The organism is Herbaspirillum sp. CAH-3 (genome assembly GCF_009668275.1).
Taxonomy (GTDB): Bacteria; Pseudomonadota; Gammaproteobacteria; order Burkholderiales; family Burkholderiaceae_D; genus Herbaspirillum; species Herbaspirillum aquaticum.
The window spans coordinates 234,819-250,113 of record NZ_VSWE01000007.1; the positions used below are offsets into that span (position 1 = coordinate 234,819).

Consider the following 15,295-nt stretch of genomic DNA (forward strand, 5'->3'; position numbering starts at 1 on the left):
CGCGGCAACAGGACGACGCGCCCGGAGCGTGGAGGCCGCGGGCGCGCTGCCTCAGAAGTTGCGGCTGATGGTCATGCCATAGAAGCTGCGGTCACGCAGCGGTTGATCCAGCACGCTGGCCCCGCCCCAGAACTTGGCCAGGTTCAGCGCCACCTGCCATTTGGCCGGGTTCTGCGTGAAGGTCACGGTGAAGTTGGCCATCTTGGCGCCTTGCATGAAGGTCGCCGTGGCATTGGGCGTGCGGCCCTTCACGGCATGGAAGAAGTAGACCTCGGGGATGACCTGCCAGCCCGGGATCACCGAACCATCGTAGACCCAGCTGAAGTCGAAGTTGTAGCCATATGAAGTAGCGCTGCCCACGCCGGCGGTATTGCCGCCATTGGCCAGCGTATTGCTGGCATTGGCCGTGGTGTCATAGCCCCAGCCCCACAGCCCTGCAGCCACGGGGATGCCGCCATAGGCATTCTTCAGGTTGGGATACTTGATGGCCACCGCTTCGACCATCAGCGTGGCGGTATCGGCACCCAGGGTCTTGAGGACGGCACCGTGCTCGCTGGGGGTGAGGCTGAGCATGCCGGTGACGGCCAACTGGTATTTCTCGGTCTCGATGTAGCACTTGCCATTGGTCTGGCACAGTCCGCCATTGGCGTTCTGTACCGAGCCGTTGAGCGAGACCGCATCCTTGGGCCGGTACGACAGCTCGGTGCCGATGGCCCAGTTGCCCAGCGGGAAGTTGGCCGACAGGCCGACCATCTTGCGGTCTTCCAGGTAGGAATAGCCCAGCCCGCTGGTGGTGTTGGCCGTCGACAGCACGGGCGACTTGTCGTGGTAGTTCATCACGTACAGGCCAAAGTTCACGTCCTTCCCTGGTGGCGTATAACGCAGCGCCACGCCGTACTGGCCGGTGGAGCGCGGTCGGTTGGTGGTCGGCACGCCCAGTGCATCGGCGCCGATGCCCACCGTGGCGGTGGACCAGTAGCTGCCCACCGGCGGGAAATAGTTGCTCTCCCAGCCTTGCTGCAAGTAGGTCTCCACCGAGAAGCCACGGCCCAGGCCAGTGGCGAAGTTGACCATGGGCGCGGGCAGGATGGCCTCCTTCAACTGCGTGCCCGGATTGGACAGGCGCATGATGTCGATGGCGTTGGTCTGGTTGATGCCCCCGGCGATGAACAGGCTCTCGCCCCAGTTCACCACCTGGTTGCCGACGCGGATGCGGGCGCGTTCTTCACCCAGGTCGAAGGACTTGCTGACCCACAGGTCCAGCAGGCGGATCTTGGTGTGCAGCTCGTTGCTGGCGTCGTTGGACAGCGCGTTGCCAGTCGTGTTGGCCCCGCTGATGTTGCCGGTGGTGCGGGTCGATGAGAAATCGCGCAGCCAGCTTACCCGCCCCAGGAATTTCACGTCTTCCGGCATGTTGAGCAATAGCTCATGGGTCCCTTTGAGGTAGGTGGTGAAGCGGTCGCCCCGGTTGTAGTTCAGGTCGCCCTGGTCATTGAGCGAGGACAGCGCATCGGTACAGCCAGCCGGTGCACTTGGGCCAGTGGCGGCGGCAGCATTGCCGCCGCTGCTGCCGATGACCAGCCCGCAGGCCTGCTTGCCGGCGCGCACGCCCACACCCAGCGAGACCGTGGAATCGAAGTTGCCGGAGACCGTCTCGCCCTCGAAGGTGATGGCCTGTGCGGCCCCGCTGCACAGCGTGGCGGCGGCCAGTGCGATGACCCTGGTTTGCAGATGATGTTTCATTATTGTTCCTCTCCCGTTGCTGATGCGGTGTCAGGACCGCTCAGCGATCGCTGATGGCACGCAGGTTGTCGGCGCTGTAGAAGCTGGCCTTGGTACGTGGATTGCCCTTGCCATCGACTTCCCAGGCCATGTCGCGGCCGGTGCCGGCCGAGTGCAGGTCGAACACGTAGCGGCCCTCGGCCAGGTTGTATTGCGCGAAGCCGGCCTGGTCGCAGCTGCCGGTCTCGTAGACCGGGATCACGTAGGCTTCGCGGTGCTTCCACAGCTTGCCCTGGGCGTCGTAGTCATCGGCGGCGACCAGGTTCCAGCTGTCTTCGTCGACATAGAAAGTGCGCTTGGGCGCGAGGTGGCGCACGCCGGCCTTGACGGTGGCTTCCACCACCCACACGCGGTGCAGCTCATAGCGGCGGGCGTTCTCGGCGATGTAGTCGTCACCGGCCACGTCCTCGAACTTGGCCTTGAAGTCGGTGGCGCCGAAACTGCCGTAGGGAACGTAGATTTCCTTCTTGCCCACCAGCTTCCAGTCGAAGCGGTCGATGGTGCCGTTGAAGACCATGGGCTCATCCAGGGTGTACTGGTTTTCCATGCCGATCTGCGGAGAGTCGTAGGCATAGGAGGGCATGCGGCGCACGCGGCGCTGGCCGGGGAAGTAGTAGAAGGTTTCGCCGCCGGCCTGGTTGAGGAAGGTGGTCAGCGACAGCGCCTGGCCGGCCAGCGCCGTGGGCGAGTTGTAGGCGAAATAGGTGTAGTACTCCACCGGCGGCAGGGTCGACAGGTTCACGCTGCCCTTGGCAGCCCAGGGGAAGAACATGGTCTGCTGCGAACCGGCCTTGATCCATTCGCTGCTGCCCTTGCGCGGCGAGACGGCGGTGATGGTGGATTTCCATTCCAGGGCCACGCCGCGATAGCGCATCTTGCTGTTGTACATGACCTCTTCGCCGGTCTTGGGCACCGGGAAGGGAATGCCCGGCACTACCGCCTCGGCCAGGCTCCAGCCGTCGGCACCGAGCTTGGCGCTGGTGTTCTTTTTGGTGTTCTCCACCACGAAATCGGGAGCGCTGCAGTAACGATGGCTGGGATAGACATCCATCTTGTAACCCTTGATCTGCTTGATCAGGGCGACCTGGCCGGCAGTGAGCTTGCTGGCGTACTTGTCGACGTTGGCGGCATCGATGGTGTCGGTCTTCTTCTCGTCCTTGTACTTGAAGAAATCGCGGCGCAGCTTGCCGTAGGACCAGCCGGGCAGGACCACGTTGTCTTCCTTCCAGTCCGGCACGCCGTTGCCGCCGGCTTTCTCGCCGCCCAGCGGCGTGAGGCTGCCGCCCAGGTCCGCGGGCGTGGCGGCCTGCGCGAAGGTGGCGGCCAGCGCCAGGGCGATGGCGCTCATGTGGATGACCTTCATTGCTCTTCTCCCTTGTGGTGATGCTGATGTGCATTGGCCGGACGCGCTGCCGCGCGTTCCGGATGGGTGACCGTTCCCGAGGCGTGGAGGCCTTTCCTGTCGCCGCAACCCGGTCGGGCTCGGGGCCGTTCCTGACAAATGACTGACGGAACGGGAATTTGACTCGCTTATGGCGTTGTCCTGGACAGGGTTTTTTTAGGGAGCAGTGGACGAGGGAGAATGTAGAAGGGGCGCCCATGCAACTGTTAGCCGCTTTTAGCAATTTTCTGGCTCGCGGCCAGAAAGGGATGGTCCAAAATGAAGCGGATCCGCTGAACGCCAATCAGAAAAGGACTTTCCGGCCGGCGGTGCTGGTTTGGACGGGCAGGGTCATGCGCTGTAGAAGGAATGCAGGGATTGTTCCCCTCTTGTGAGATTGACCTGTGACAATAAAGGGATTATTGCCGTAAACGAGATAAATCAACCGATTGGTCGGCTTTGTGAGGAGAAAAGCTCGTATTTGGTACGAGGCGTTTTTGGTAAGCGCGCACATTGCCATGCGCGCCAGGGGTGCAGGGGAGGGAGGACGAATGAGATGGCGGACCAAGACAGGGCAGCTTTGCCAAAAACGGCTATGCCTTTGCCCCAAAATTGCCCAGTGATGGTTGCGGGCCGCAGATGGTAACGGACGTTACCAATGCGGCCCGCATGGTGAAACTCAGGATTGCGCGGCAGTTTTCAACGCTGTTTCGGAAGGCAGGACGCCGAACATCTTCTTGTATTCCGAGGCAAAGCGGCTGGGATGGTTGAAGCCGCACAGCGCGGCCAGGTTGCCGATGGTGTCATGGCGATCATGGGCGCGATCCTCGCTGCCCCGGCGCTTGATCTCGCGGTGGGCGGCGTTGAGCCGCAGTGCCTTGAGGTATTGCAGCGGCGAGATGTCTAGCCTTTCCTCGAAGCAGTATTGGAGCGTGCGGCGGCTCACGTGGGTGGCGCGGCAGACATCGAGGATGCCGATCTCTTCACCCGCATGCGCACGCATGTAGTCGATGGCGTTTTGCACGATGCGCTCGCGGCGCTGGCGCGAGGGCAGCGTCGATTCCAGTTCGTGGCTGCCCTGGTTCAGCGACAGCGCCAGTGCCACGTTGCTGATGGCGGTGGAGGCCAGCGCACGCGGGCTGATCGGGCGCGCGGCCGCGCCCGCCGGCGTGTTGAGCAGATCGAAGGCGACCGAGAAGTAGTGCCGCAGCATGCCCGCCGTGGCCGCATCGAGCTGCAGCACCGACAGGTCCAGCCATTTGCGCACGCTGGCTTCATCCTGCTCGTGCAGCTGCGACAGGAACAGCTCGCGCGGCACCGAGATGCCCAGCAATTCGATGGGTCCGGTGGTGCGGATATGATGCGGCCGGCTGCCATCGAGCACGATCAGCTGGTCTTGCGTGAGCGGCCGGCCGTTGAGCAGGTGGCCCTGCGCCTGGGTGTTGCAGATGCCGATGACCATCTGCTCGGGCGGCGGCACGATGCGTTCGTGCAGGGCCGTGTTGGTACTCTCTCGGATGAAGCAGAACTCGTCGGTTTCCACGATGGCCAGCGCGCCGACGAAGCGGCCACTGCCCAGTTGCTGGTACTCCTGCTCCCATCCGGCGAGCGTGCTGGCTTGTTCATCCACGTCCGAAAACTGTTCGGCATGGACGGAAAAATGATCGGAATGCATGGCGCGGGCTCCTGTTGTTTTGGGTCAGCCAATGCAAATTCCGCACCAGCCGGTCAAACAGCCGGAAACGGCAAGCCGTACGCGCACCGACGCCGCAGACCAGGTACGCAGGCGGTAAGGGGCAGGCAGGATGGTTCTCCGTCTCCGTTGTCTCGGAGCACCTTCGAGGGTGTCTCTCGGACTTTGCTTTTTTTCGTCAATCTACTGAATCAAACAATAAACCACAAGGGCGGATTGGTCACATTGGGAATCAGGAGGATTGCGGTCAGCCGGATAAATATGCTAGGCCGTTTTTCCTTTCGCCAGGGCAGAGCTGATTTACGGGTGCCAGGTTGGCGCAGATTTATTCATATAAATCGTTTCCGTCCGGCCTGGTGATGCAAGACGATGCTGAAGAAGCTTTCACATGGGCAAGAGGCGGCGCCGCAAGGGCGATACGCGGCTGCCCCTTTCGCAGCACCATGGTGCGATTGCCGGCCACGGCGAGCTCGGGGTTGAATGAGCGCGGGAAGAAAAATTACGAGCTTTGATACGAACAAATTCGAGATGAGGCCAAAGGCGCCGGGACGACAGTGATGCCGTCCACAGAATGCGACCGTGTCCCGACAACAAGCTCGATGCGTGTCATTGCCTTCGATTGACATCGCTCAGGGAAAACACCATGACCATCACCATTGCGCCCAATCGCCTCTCGGCCTTGGCCTCTGCACCACTGGCCCCGTCTTCGCGTGTGCGCAAGCCGGCCCCGGCTGCCATCACCAGTACCGCCAGTTTTGCCCGCTCGGCGCTGGTGGCCGAGGAGGGCGTCACGCCCATTTCGGCCTTCGGGATGGACCAGACCGCCGCGCCCAATTCCTTGGCCGCGTCGGCTCCGGCGGCGCACACGGTCCGCGCCAGACGGCGCGAACAGGCCGTGCGCGCCAAGACGGAGCAGGACCAGGCTCTGCCTGCGTTGAGCACGCCGGGAATGCCGAGAACCGGCTTGCCTGCCTGGAGCGAGGCGGGCTCCTCCGAGGTGGCGCAGGCCGATCTGGTCAAGGTGCACTCCACGACGCCGCCGGCCGGGCTGCTGCCAATCAAGCCGCAGGAGGCCGAGCCGGCCTGGTCCGCAGCGGATGCTGCACCATCGGCACCGGCAGCTGTACCGCCGCAGGCCTGTCCAGCCATGCCCGTGGCGGTGATGCCGGCATCGGTCTCTTCAGGTACCGGTGCAGACCCCGTGGCCTGTCCGGTCGTGCAGACCGCGCCGCCGCAGGCCAATCCCGGCAAGACGCCGGGCCGCCCCACGTACTGGACGACCGATCTGGTTCCCTTGGCGGACGCTTTTCCTCCCGATGTGATCCTCATCTCCGATTGCGTTCCGGTGCCGGTGTCCTCGCTCATTCCTGCGCCGGTCACACCGCCGATCTGCACGCCGGTGCCAGTGCCTGCCCCCGCGCCCCGCGTCGTACCGGCGCTACCTGTGGTCGCTCCCGCAATGGTGGCCGCGCCGGTTGTACCCGCGCCTTCAGCGTCAGCTCCTGCGCCGTCGGCTGCACCGGCGATCGCCCCCGCACCGACGGCTTATGTGGCACCACCGGCCGCGGTCTATGTCGCCGCACCGGCAGAACCGCCGGTCCCCGACAGCAATTTCCGCGCGCTGCGCGACGATGGCAACGCCTTCAAGCTCGATGATGGCCGCACGGTCAATTTCGGACCGGGGCAGGTCAAGGCGCTCAACAACTGCCCTGGCTGTCTGGTCGGCACCGATGGCAATGACCTGCTCGATCCCAACCTGGGTACCTCCAACTACAACGTCAACGTCCAGTCCGGACCCTTCCGGCAGTTGGCCGGAGGTGGCGGTGACGACCTCATCAATGGCAGCAAGGGCGATGACATCCTCTGGGGTGGTGATGGCAAAGATCTCTTGTGGGGCAAGGAAGGCGACGACCAGCTCTATGGCGAGAACGGCGATGACCAACTGGTGGGCGATGATGGCAACGACCTGCTCTCGGGCGGTGCCGGCAACGACCGCATTTTTGCTGGCATGGGCAATGACCGCATCTGGGGTGGCGACGGCGATGACCAGCTGTATGGCAATGACCTGATCCTCAAGGGCGTCAAGGGCCTGCAAGCCGGCCAGACAGACGATGACCAGATCGTGGGCGGTGCAGGTAACGACAGCATCTCGGGCGGCTTCGGCAATGACCAGCTATGGGGCGGCACGGGTGATGACAACCTCTATGGCGACGATGGCGATGACAAGCTCTATGGCGACGAAGGCAACGACCATCTTTATGGCGGCGCTGGCAACGATGTCCTGCAAGGTGGCGACGGCAATGATGTGCTCTACGGTGACTACATGCATGCCTACGGCGCCGCCACCAATGACATTGGTGGCGATGACCTGCTCTACGGGGGCGCCGGCAACGATTCCTTGTATGGTGGCGTGGGCAACGACCTGCTTGACGGCGTCACCGGCAGCGACTACATGGAAGGCGGCCAGGGTGACGATATCTATGTCGTCGATTGCAGCGGCGACACCGTGGTCGAGAACCCCAACGAAGGCCATGACACCGTCATTGCCTCTTGCAGCTATACGCTCACACCCGATGTGGAAGATCTGCACCTGGCCGAGGGCGGCAACTTCAATGGTACTGGCAACACCCTTGACAACCTGGTCACCGGCAACAGCCAGGACAACCGGCTCGACGGCGGCCAGGGCGCCGACACCATGATCGGTGGCAAGGGCAACGATATCTATGTGGTCGATAACGTCGGCGACAAGGTGGTGGAACTGGCGAATGAAGGCATCGATACGGTCCTCTCCAAGATCAGCCATACCCTGGGCGACCACCTGGAAAACCTGACGCTGATGGACAGCACCAGCGCGCAGGCCGAGACCATCAACGGCAAGGCGGCGCAGGTGTACGGTTTCCCGCACAACTATGACCTGGATTATTCGCAGGGCGACGAAGTGCCCGGCTACAAGGGAACCTGCGGCGAGACCAGCGTGGCCAACATTTGCATCATGTCCGGCCTGCAGGAGACCGAGGCCGATGTGGTCAAGCGCGCCATCGCCAATGGCTGGTGCCGTACGCAAGGCAGCAGCGACGCAACGCGCGGGGGCTGCAATCAGTACGATCAGGTGAACCTGCTCAAGAGCTTTGGCCTGCAGGCGGAGTACAGCAACGGGTATGACCAGGCCAGGTTGGCCAGCCTGCTCAAGGATGGCCGTGGCGTCCTGATCGCCGTCAACGCGGGCAAGCTGTGGGGCGATCCTGACTACATCCAGGGCGGCGTGCTCAACCACGTGGTGACGGTCACCGGCGTGGCCTGCGATGCCGACAGCGGCAACGTGCTCGGTTTCTATATCGCCGATTCCGGACGCGGCCAAGCCGCCGATGCCAATCGCTACCTGTCAGCCGACGACATGCGCCAAGTGGCTGACGCATACGGTGCCAACATGGTCTATACGCGCGATCCGATCAAGGTCCGCAACGAGAACATCGACGCCACCGGCAATGCGCTGGACAACGTCCTCACCGGCAATCGCGGCAACAACACCCTCACCGGCGGAGCTGGCGACGATCTCCTCATCGGCGGCGCCGGCAACGATACCTATGTCTTTGCCCGTGGCGATGGCCGCGACCAGATCAACGACAACGATGCCACGCGTGGCAACCAGGATGTGCTGCAGTTCAAGGACATCAAGCAGACCAACCTCTGGTTCAGCCAGGTCGGCCAGGACCTGCAGATCGACGTGATGGGCAGCAGCGACCGCCTCACCATCAGCGACTGGTTCGCAGATGGCAGCAGCGGCACCGACCATCACGTCGAGCGCATCCGTACCGCCGATGGCAACACGCTCCACGACACCGATGTGGCCCCGCTGGTGCAGGCCATGGCCAGCTTCGCGCCACCTGCGTCCTTGCAGACCGAGTGGAGCAACGGCCAGGCCAGCGCAAGCGGCAAGGTGCTGCTGACGGTCAATCACTGAGCGGCAGGATCATCGGCGCGGCGCCTGCCCCAGGCTGGGCGGCCGCTGCGCGCCGGGTGCTAATCGGGCAGGACGACAGTCATCTACTCCTCTTCGGGAATCCTATGAACGAGAGCGATAACGATCCCGGCCAGGCGGTCATGGACAGCGGCTTGCTGTGCCTGATCATGCTGGCCAAGCTGCACGGCATTGCCGCTGATGCGCAGCAATTGAGGCACCGCTTCGGCCGGCAGCCCTTCGGTGAGCAGAACATCCTGCTGGCCGCACGCATGCTGGGCATGAAGGCGCGCTGCATCCGCCAGCATCCCTCGCGCCTGGAACGCACGCCCTTGCCGGCCATCGGCGTCGATCACGAGGGCCGCTTCTTCGTGCTGGCCAAGATCGAGTCGGAGCCCGGCCAGGCGGGCCCGGCCGTGCGCGTGCTGGTCCAGCAGGCGGGCCAGCCGCCGCAGGTGATGTCGCGGGCGGAGTTCGTGGCCTTCTGGAGCGGCAAGATCATCCTCATGGCCAGCAAGGCGACCTATGCCGGCGAAGCCTCGCGCTTCGATTTCACCTGGTTCATCCCGGCCGTGGTGAAGTACCGCAAGGTGCTGGGCGAGGTCTTGCTGATCTCGCTGGTGCTGCAGGTCATCGGCTTGGTCACGCCCTTGTTCTTCCAGGTGGTGATGGATAAGGTGCTGGTCAATCATGCCATGATGACCCTGAACGTGATTGCCGTCGGGCTGATCGCGGCCACCATTTTCGAGGCGCTGCTCACTGGTATCCGTACCGCCATCTTCGCCAGGGCCAGCAGCAAGATCGATGTGGAACTCGGGGCGCGCCTGTTTGCCCATCTCCTGAGCCTGCCGCTGGCCTACTTCCAGGTACGCCGCGCGGGCGATTCGATCGCCCGGGTACGCGAGCTGGAAAACATCCGCAGCTTCCTCACCGGCAATGCCATGACGCTGGTGCTGGACCTGGTGTTTTCCTTCATCTTCCTGGCGGTGATGCTCTGGTACAGCGTGCCGCTGAGCCTCATCGTGCTGGCTTCCATCCCGGTCTACCTGTTGCTGTCATTGATCTTCACACCGGTCCTGCGCGCCCGCTTGAACGACAAGTTCAACAAGAGCGCCGAGAACCAGTCCTTCCTGGTGGAGACCTTGACCGGCATGGATACCGTCAAGGCCATGGCGGTAGAGCCGCACTGGCAGCGCAAGTGGGACCAGCAGCTGGCCGCTTACGTCGCCGCCGGCCTGGGCACCACCAACATCAGTCTGCTGGCCAGTGGCGGGGTGAGTCTGGTCAGCAAGCTGGTTGGCGTGGGCATCATGTGGCTGGGGGCATTGCAGGTGGTCGACAACAAGCTGTCGGTCGGGGAGCTGGTGGCCTTCAACATGCTGGCCGGGCAGGTGGCCGCGCCCATCCTGCGGCTGGCGCAATTGTGGAACGACTTCCAGCAGGTTGGCATCTCCATGAGTCGGCTGGCTGACGTGCTCGATGCCCGTAGCGAGGTCGCCGGCCATCGTACCCGCTTGCCGCGCGTGAGCGGGGCGATTGCCTTCGAGCGGGTGAGCTTCCGCTATCGTCCCGAGACGCCGGAGGTCATCCGCGGGTTGTCCTTGCAGGTCCGACCGGGGGAAGTCATCGGTATCGTCGGCCGTTCCGGTTCCGGCAAGAGCACCCTGGCCAAGCTGGTACAGCGGCTCTATGTCTGCGAGAGCGGGCGCATCAGCGTGGACGGGCAGGACATCGCCATCATCGACACCGCATCGCTGCGCCAGCAGATCGGGGTGGTGCTGCAGGAGAACACGCTGTTCTCGCGCTCCATCCGCGACAACATCGCCCTGGTCGATCCCTCTGCCTCCATCGAGGAAGTGATTGCCGCCGCGCGGCTGGCAGGTGCGCATGACTTCATCTGCGAACTGCCCGAGGGCTACGACACCCTGGTCGGCGAGCAGGGTACGGGCCTCTCCGGTGGCCAGCGCCAGCGCATCGCCATCGCCCGCGCGCTCATCAGCAATCCCGGCATCCTGATCTTCGACGAAGCCACCAGCGCGCTGGACTATGAATCCGAAAAGATCATCCAGGACAACATGCGCCAGATCTGCGCCGGTCGCACGGTGCTCATCATCGCCCATCGCCTGTCGGCGGTGCGCGAGGCCGACCGCATCCTGGTGATGGAGCGCGGCAATGTGGTCGAAAGCGGTCGCCATGAAGAACTGGTGGGCCTGACCAACGGCATCTATGCCCATCTGCATGCACTGCAGGCCGGCAAGTCGTCCAGGGAGGAATCGGCATGAGCATGCATTATCGTTCGCAGGCCTGGATGGCCCTGTGGCAGCGCTACGGCCGCCGCTTCCTGCAAGCCTGGCGCGGGCGTCACCAGCACCCCGCCGGGCTGTTCAACGAAGATGAGGCGGAGTTCCTGCCGGCGGCCCTGTCGCTGCAGGAGGCCCCCGATTCCGCCAGCCTGCGCTGGACGGCGCGCCTGCTGGTGGCGATGGTGGTGCTGGCACTGGCGTGGTCATTGATCGGGCATATCGATATCGTGGTCAGCGCCAATGGCAAGGTCATTCCGGCCGGGCGCAGCAAGACCATCGCCGCGGTCGAGGTGGCCAGCGTGCGCGCACTGCTGGTGCGCGAGGGACAGCATGTGCAGGCCGGGCAGGTGCTCATCGAACTGGACGCCACCAGCAGCGACAGCGAGCGCGACAAGGCGGCCGACATGCTGGCCCAGGCGCGCCTGCAGGTGGCGCGCGCGGCGGCCATGATGGACGCGGTACAGCAGCTGCGCGCACCGCAGCTGGAGACGGTGGCAGAGGTGACGCCAACGCAATGGGATTCGGTGCAGCGCCAGTTGCAGGGGCAGTACCAGGACTTTCGCGCTCGTCTGGCCCGGCTGGACGATGAGGTCGTCCGCTACGATGCCGCACTGCGCCTGGCCACGCGGCGTGCCAGCGACTACCGGGACCTGAGCGCCGACCACAGCGTGTCGCGTCACGCCTGGCTGGAGAAGGAACAGGCACGCATCGATCTCCAAGGGCAGCTGGCCGATGCCCGCAACCAGCGTGCGGCCTTGCTGGCCCAGACCCGGAAGGAGGCGCACGATAGCCGGATCGAAGCCGAGAAGATCATCGAGAGCGCCCGCCAGGACCAGCGCCGTGCCGGGGAACACAGCAATCTGCTGCGCCTGACCGCGCCGGTCACGGGCACCGTGCAGCAGCTTGCGGTGCACACCGTCGGCGGTGTGGTCGCGGCGACGCAGCCGCTCATGCAGATCGTGCCAGAAGGCGGCGACATCGAGATCGAGGCCCAGATCGAGAACAAGGACGTGGGTTTCGTGGAGGTCGGCCAGCAGGTCGAGGTGAAGGTCGATGCCTTCGATTACACCAAGTACGGCACCGTCCCGGCGCGGGTGGTCTTTGTCTCGCGCGACGCCATCCAGGATGAGAAGAAGGGCCTGGTCTACTCCGCCCGCATCGCCCTGGAGCGCAACAGCCTCGACGTGGAAGGCCGCCGGCTGCCGCTGTCGGCGGGGCTGGCGGTCAACGTGGGCATTCGCACGGGCAGTCGCCGGGTGATCGAATATGCGCTCTCGCCGCTGATGCGTCACCAGAAGGAGGCCTTGCATGAGCGTTGATCTTGCGCCCCGTTGCCCGCGCTGGCTGGCCGCCATGGGCATGGTGGCCGCGTTGCTGGCGGCGATGCCTGCCTGCAACGGCGAGCCTGCGCCATTCGATCCCCTGCTGGCGCGGCCGCCTGAACTGGACCGGGGCAAGCTGATGCCGGGCGATGAGCAGGGCATGGTCTGCACCAGCAGCAGCTTTGGTCCCGGCAAGGTTCTGACCCTGGCCGACGCGGTGGATCTGGCGCTTTGCCACCAGCCCCAGGTGCAGGCCACCTGGGCCAGCATCAAACTGCAGGCGGCGCAACTGGGCGAGGCGCGCGCTGCCTACCTGCCTACCCTCAATGCAGGTGCCAGCCGCTACCGTGACGGCATCAGCGCGGAGCAGGGCAGCAGCACCCGCTCGGTCGGCACGCTCTATGCCACACTGACCTGGCGTCTGCTTGATTTCGGCGGACGCAGCGCCAACCAGCGCGCTGCCGATGTGTTGTTGCAGGCCGCCTCGGCCAGCCAGGATGCGACCCTGCAGAAGGCCATGGCCGCGGCGGTCGGCCTGTACTACGAGGCGCACAGTGCGCGGGCGGCCGAGCACGCGCGTGAGCGTGCGCTGCAGCTCGCGCACCAAGTGCTGGCCACTGCCATCAAGCGGGAACAGCGCGGCGTGGGCAGCTTGCCCGAGACCCTGCAGGCACGCAGCTTCGTGGCCAAGGCTGAACTGGAACTGGCACGCGCCGTTGGTCAGCACAAGCGCAGCCTGGTGGCCTTGGCGGTGGGGCTGGGCTTGCTGGACCAGGCGGGCGATGTGCCGGTACTGACGCTGTCTTCCGAGGTCGAGGAAGATCCGCTCGGGCTGGAGCAGAACCTGCCCGGCTGGCTGCAATCGGCACGGCAATACCACCCCGGGATCCTGGCGGCCCGCGCCCAGTTGGAAGCGGCGCGCGAGAAGGTCAAGGTGGCGCGTTCGGAGGGATTGCCAACGCTGGACCTGAGCGCCAGCCGCTTCATCAATGGCCGGCCCAACCAGGCGGGTGGCAGTCGCGGCGACCGTGAAACGGTGGTGGGCCTGAACCTCAACATTCCGGTGTTCGAGGGCTTTGCACGCAACTACAAGATCGATGGCGCGCAAGCCCAGGTCGAGCTGCGCGAAGCCGAGTTGCGCGATGTCCAGGCGCAGGTGCTGGGCGACATCGCCACTACCTATGCCGATGCGACCACGGCCTTGCGCAGCATGGCTTCTTCGCGCAGCCTGCTGGAAGCGGCGCAACGGGCGGTGGAGTCGGTACGGCGCAAATACGATGCGGGCGCCGCCGACATCGTGGAAATGCTCAATGCGCAATCCGTGCTCAGCGAGGCAGAACTAGAACGCATCCGCTGCCTGTCGGACTGGCGCTCGGCGCGACTGCGGCTGCTGGCCAATGCAGGTGAAATGGGGCGCAGCAGTTTCGCTACCAGCAGTGCACCACTGAAGCCCCCCGCCAGGCCCTAGGCACCCTTGCGCGGCGCACGGCGCCAGGTCAGCCAGCCGACATGCAGGGACAGCATGGCGCCCAGGACGAAGACCAGGCCGCTGGCCACACGTTGCTCGATGGCCAGGGTCAGTGCGGTCGGCATCACCACGACGCCCACAAAGCCGGCGAAGACGCACAGTCCGGTGGCCCGGCCGACCTCCTCACGCGGTACCAGGATGGCGATCTCGGAAAACAGCACGCCATTCCACGCCACCACCGCCACACCCAAGGCTGCCGCTGCCACGAACAGCATGAACGGCGCCACCACGCTGAAGGCCGCGCACGCCAGGATGGCGAAGCCCAGCGCGCCAAGCAGGCCGGAGAGGGCGAGCATGCGCAGCGCCGGCATGCCCCGGTCGACACAGCGGCCCCAGAGCAGCCGAAAGACCACGCCGACCAGGTTCAGGAGCGTGAGCAGCAGTCCGGCCTGCTCAATGGACATCTGCTGGAAACCATGCAGGAAAGGCACCAGCATGGCCAGGGTAGTGACCTGCAGCCCGGAAAAAACAAAGGCCACCAGCACCAGCATGCGCAGCGGCGGATGGGTCGCCAGCAGCGACCAGACACTGGCCTGTGTGCTGGCCGCGCTGCCAGACTGCGCCGTGTGGCGGAGCTCCTGCGCAGAACGTGCGGTGAAGGCGACTGCGGCCAGCAGGCCCATGATGCCTGGAGCCAGGAAAGCCCAAGGCAATCCCAGGTGCTGCACCATGGCCGGCACCAGCACGGCGGCCAGTGCGGCACCGGCCGGCACGCCGCTTTGCCGGATGGAGAACAGCAGGCTGCGATGTTTCAGCGGCGCGCCTTGGCTCAGGAAGTACGAACTGGCCGGCGTGATGCCGCCGTAGCCCAGGCCCATGAGCACGCTGCCGACCAGCACGCCGGCCACATGGCTGCTGGCGATGAGCAGCATGCCCGAGGCGCAGAGCGCCAGGCACCAGCGGCTGGCCTGGAACGCGCCGAGGCGGTGGACGCGGTTGCCGAACCAGATCGACGAGCAGGCCGCCGCCGCGTAGAGCACGGCCGTGTAGACCCCGACCCAGCGGGCGGAAATGCCCAGTGTGTCTGCCAGCAGGGGCGAGACGGTCAGGACTGCGGTGGCGGCGAAGGAGGTGGCGATCTGGATGGCGGTCAGCAGGAGCAGGGCGGCAAGGGCATTCATGGACGAGATCGCGGTACCGGACTGGCCGGGAGAAAAATAAGAAAAGCGGCATGAGCCTGGCGACGTCGCAGGGCGTGCGCACTTGCAGGCAGGCATCAAGGTCACAAAGGCATGATTGTAGGAAAAGATACGGAATCATGTTTTTCCTGATAGATTCGGCTACGGCAACGCTGCTAACGTAGCGCTTGGAGGGCGCGGTGCCGGAAC

General features: G+C 64.6%; 9 protein-coding genes. 5 read left to right on the top strand and 4 right to left on the bottom strand.

Going from position 1 to position 15,295, the window contains the following annotated elements:
• Positions 1-51 precede the first annotated feature (51 nt).
• Together FYB76_RS11170 and FYB76_RS11175 are read right to left on the bottom strand one after the other, a co-directional pair.
• Positions 52-1,743 (bottom strand): DUF1302 domain-containing protein, encoded by a 1,692-nt coding sequence (locus FYB76_RS11170; protein WP_154133677.1) that lies wholly within the window; start codon positions 1,741-1,743, stop codon positions 52-54.
• 40 nt (positions 1,744-1,783) lie between these two features.
• Positions 1,784-3,145 carry a DUF1329 domain-containing protein gene (locus tag FYB76_RS11175; protein WP_088753437.1) on the bottom strand — a complete coding sequence of 454 codons (1,362 nt, stop codon included), beginning with the start codon at positions 3,143-3,145 and terminating at the stop codon, positions 1,784-1,786.
• Positions 3,146-3,381: 236 nt separating this feature from the next.
• On the opposite strand from FYB76_RS11175, the gene FYB76_RS26625 reads away from it, so the two are divergent.
• A complete protein-coding gene (locus FYB76_RS26625) occupies positions 3,382-3,558 on the top strand; it encodes a hypothetical protein (RefSeq protein WP_195724617.1) in 177 nt (58 codons plus the stop codon).
• A 284-nt stretch (positions 3,559-3,842) separates the two neighbouring features.
• Here FYB76_RS26625 and FYB76_RS11180 read toward each other — a convergent pair whose 3' ends face one another.
• Positions 3,843-4,838 (bottom strand): helix-turn-helix domain-containing protein, encoded by a 996-nt coding sequence (locus FYB76_RS11180; RefSeq protein ID WP_154133678.1) that lies wholly within the window; start codon positions 4,836-4,838, stop codon positions 3,843-3,845.
• Positions 4,839-5,499: 661 nt separating this feature from the next.
• Here FYB76_RS11180 and FYB76_RS11185 point away from each other — a divergent pair.
• From FYB76_RS11185 to FYB76_RS11200, 4 genes are all read left to right on the top strand, one after another.
• Positions 5,500-8,817: a calcium-binding protein gene (locus FYB76_RS11185; protein WP_229296947.1), complete on the top strand. Its 3,318-nt coding sequence runs from the start codon at positions 5,500-5,502 to the stop codon at positions 8,815-8,817.
• Between the two features lie 104 nt (positions 8,818-8,921).
• The gene (locus tag FYB76_RS11190; RefSeq protein ID WP_154133679.1) at positions 8,922-11,096 is read left to right on the top strand and encodes a type I secretion system permease/ATPase; all 2,175 of its coding nucleotides are present in this window, start codon (positions 8,922-8,924) and stop codon (positions 11,094-11,096) included.
• A complete protein-coding gene (locus FYB76_RS11195) occupies positions 11,093-12,436 on the top strand; it encodes an HlyD family type I secretion periplasmic adaptor subunit (protein WP_088753440.1) in 1,344 nt (447 codons plus the stop codon). Before FYB76_RS11190 ends, FYB76_RS11195 begins: the two co-directional genes overlap by 4 nt.
• Positions 12,426-13,907 carry a TolC family protein gene (locus FYB76_RS11200; protein WP_154133680.1) on the top strand — a complete coding sequence of 494 codons (1,482 nt, stop codon included), beginning with the start codon at positions 12,426-12,428 and terminating at the stop codon, positions 13,905-13,907. Before FYB76_RS11195 ends, FYB76_RS11200 begins: the two co-directional genes overlap by 11 nt.
• Here FYB76_RS11200 and FYB76_RS11205 read toward each other — a convergent pair.
• Positions 13,904-15,088, bottom strand: a complete 1,185-nt coding sequence (locus tag FYB76_RS11205; protein ID WP_195724618.1) for an MFS transporter — start codon at positions 15,086-15,088, stop codon at positions 13,904-13,906. The two genes, FYB76_RS11200 and FYB76_RS11205, sit on opposite strands and share 4 nt — an antisense overlap.
• Positions 15,089-15,295: the final 207 nt, after the last annotated feature.

Bases quoted from the DNA above. Each gene is read 5' to 3' on its own strand.
- FYB76_RS11170 (WP_154133677.1), bottom strand. From the start codon at position 1,743: ATGAAACATCATCTGCAAACCAGGGTCATCGCACTGGCCGCCGCCACG.
- FYB76_RS11175 (WP_088753437.1), bottom strand. From the start codon at position 3,145: ATGAAGGTCATCCACATGAGCGCCATCGCCCTGGCGCTGGCCGCCACC.
- FYB76_RS26625 (WP_195724617.1), top strand. From the start codon at position 3,382: ATGCAACTGTTAGCCGCTTTTAGCAATTTTCTGGCTCGCGGCCAGAAA.
- FYB76_RS11180 (WP_154133678.1), bottom strand. From the start codon at position 4,838: ATGCATTCCGATCATTTTTCCGTCCATGCCGAACAGTTTTCGGACGTG.
- FYB76_RS11185 (WP_229296947.1), top strand. From the start codon at position 5,500: ATGACCATCACCATTGCGCCCAATCGCCTCTCGGCCTTGGCCTCTGCA.
- FYB76_RS11190 (WP_154133679.1), top strand. From the start codon at position 8,922: ATGAACGAGAGCGATAACGATCCCGGCCAGGCGGTCATGGACAGCGGC.
- FYB76_RS11195 (WP_088753440.1), top strand. From the start codon at position 11,093: ATGAGCATGCATTATCGTTCGCAGGCCTGGATGGCCCTGTGGCAGCGC.
- FYB76_RS11200 (WP_154133680.1), top strand. From the start codon at position 12,426: ATGAGCGTTGATCTTGCGCCCCGTTGCCCGCGCTGGCTGGCCGCCATG.
- FYB76_RS11205 (WP_195724618.1), bottom strand. From the start codon at position 15,088: ATGAATGCCCTTGCCGCCCTGCTCCTGCTGACCGCCATCCAGATCGCC.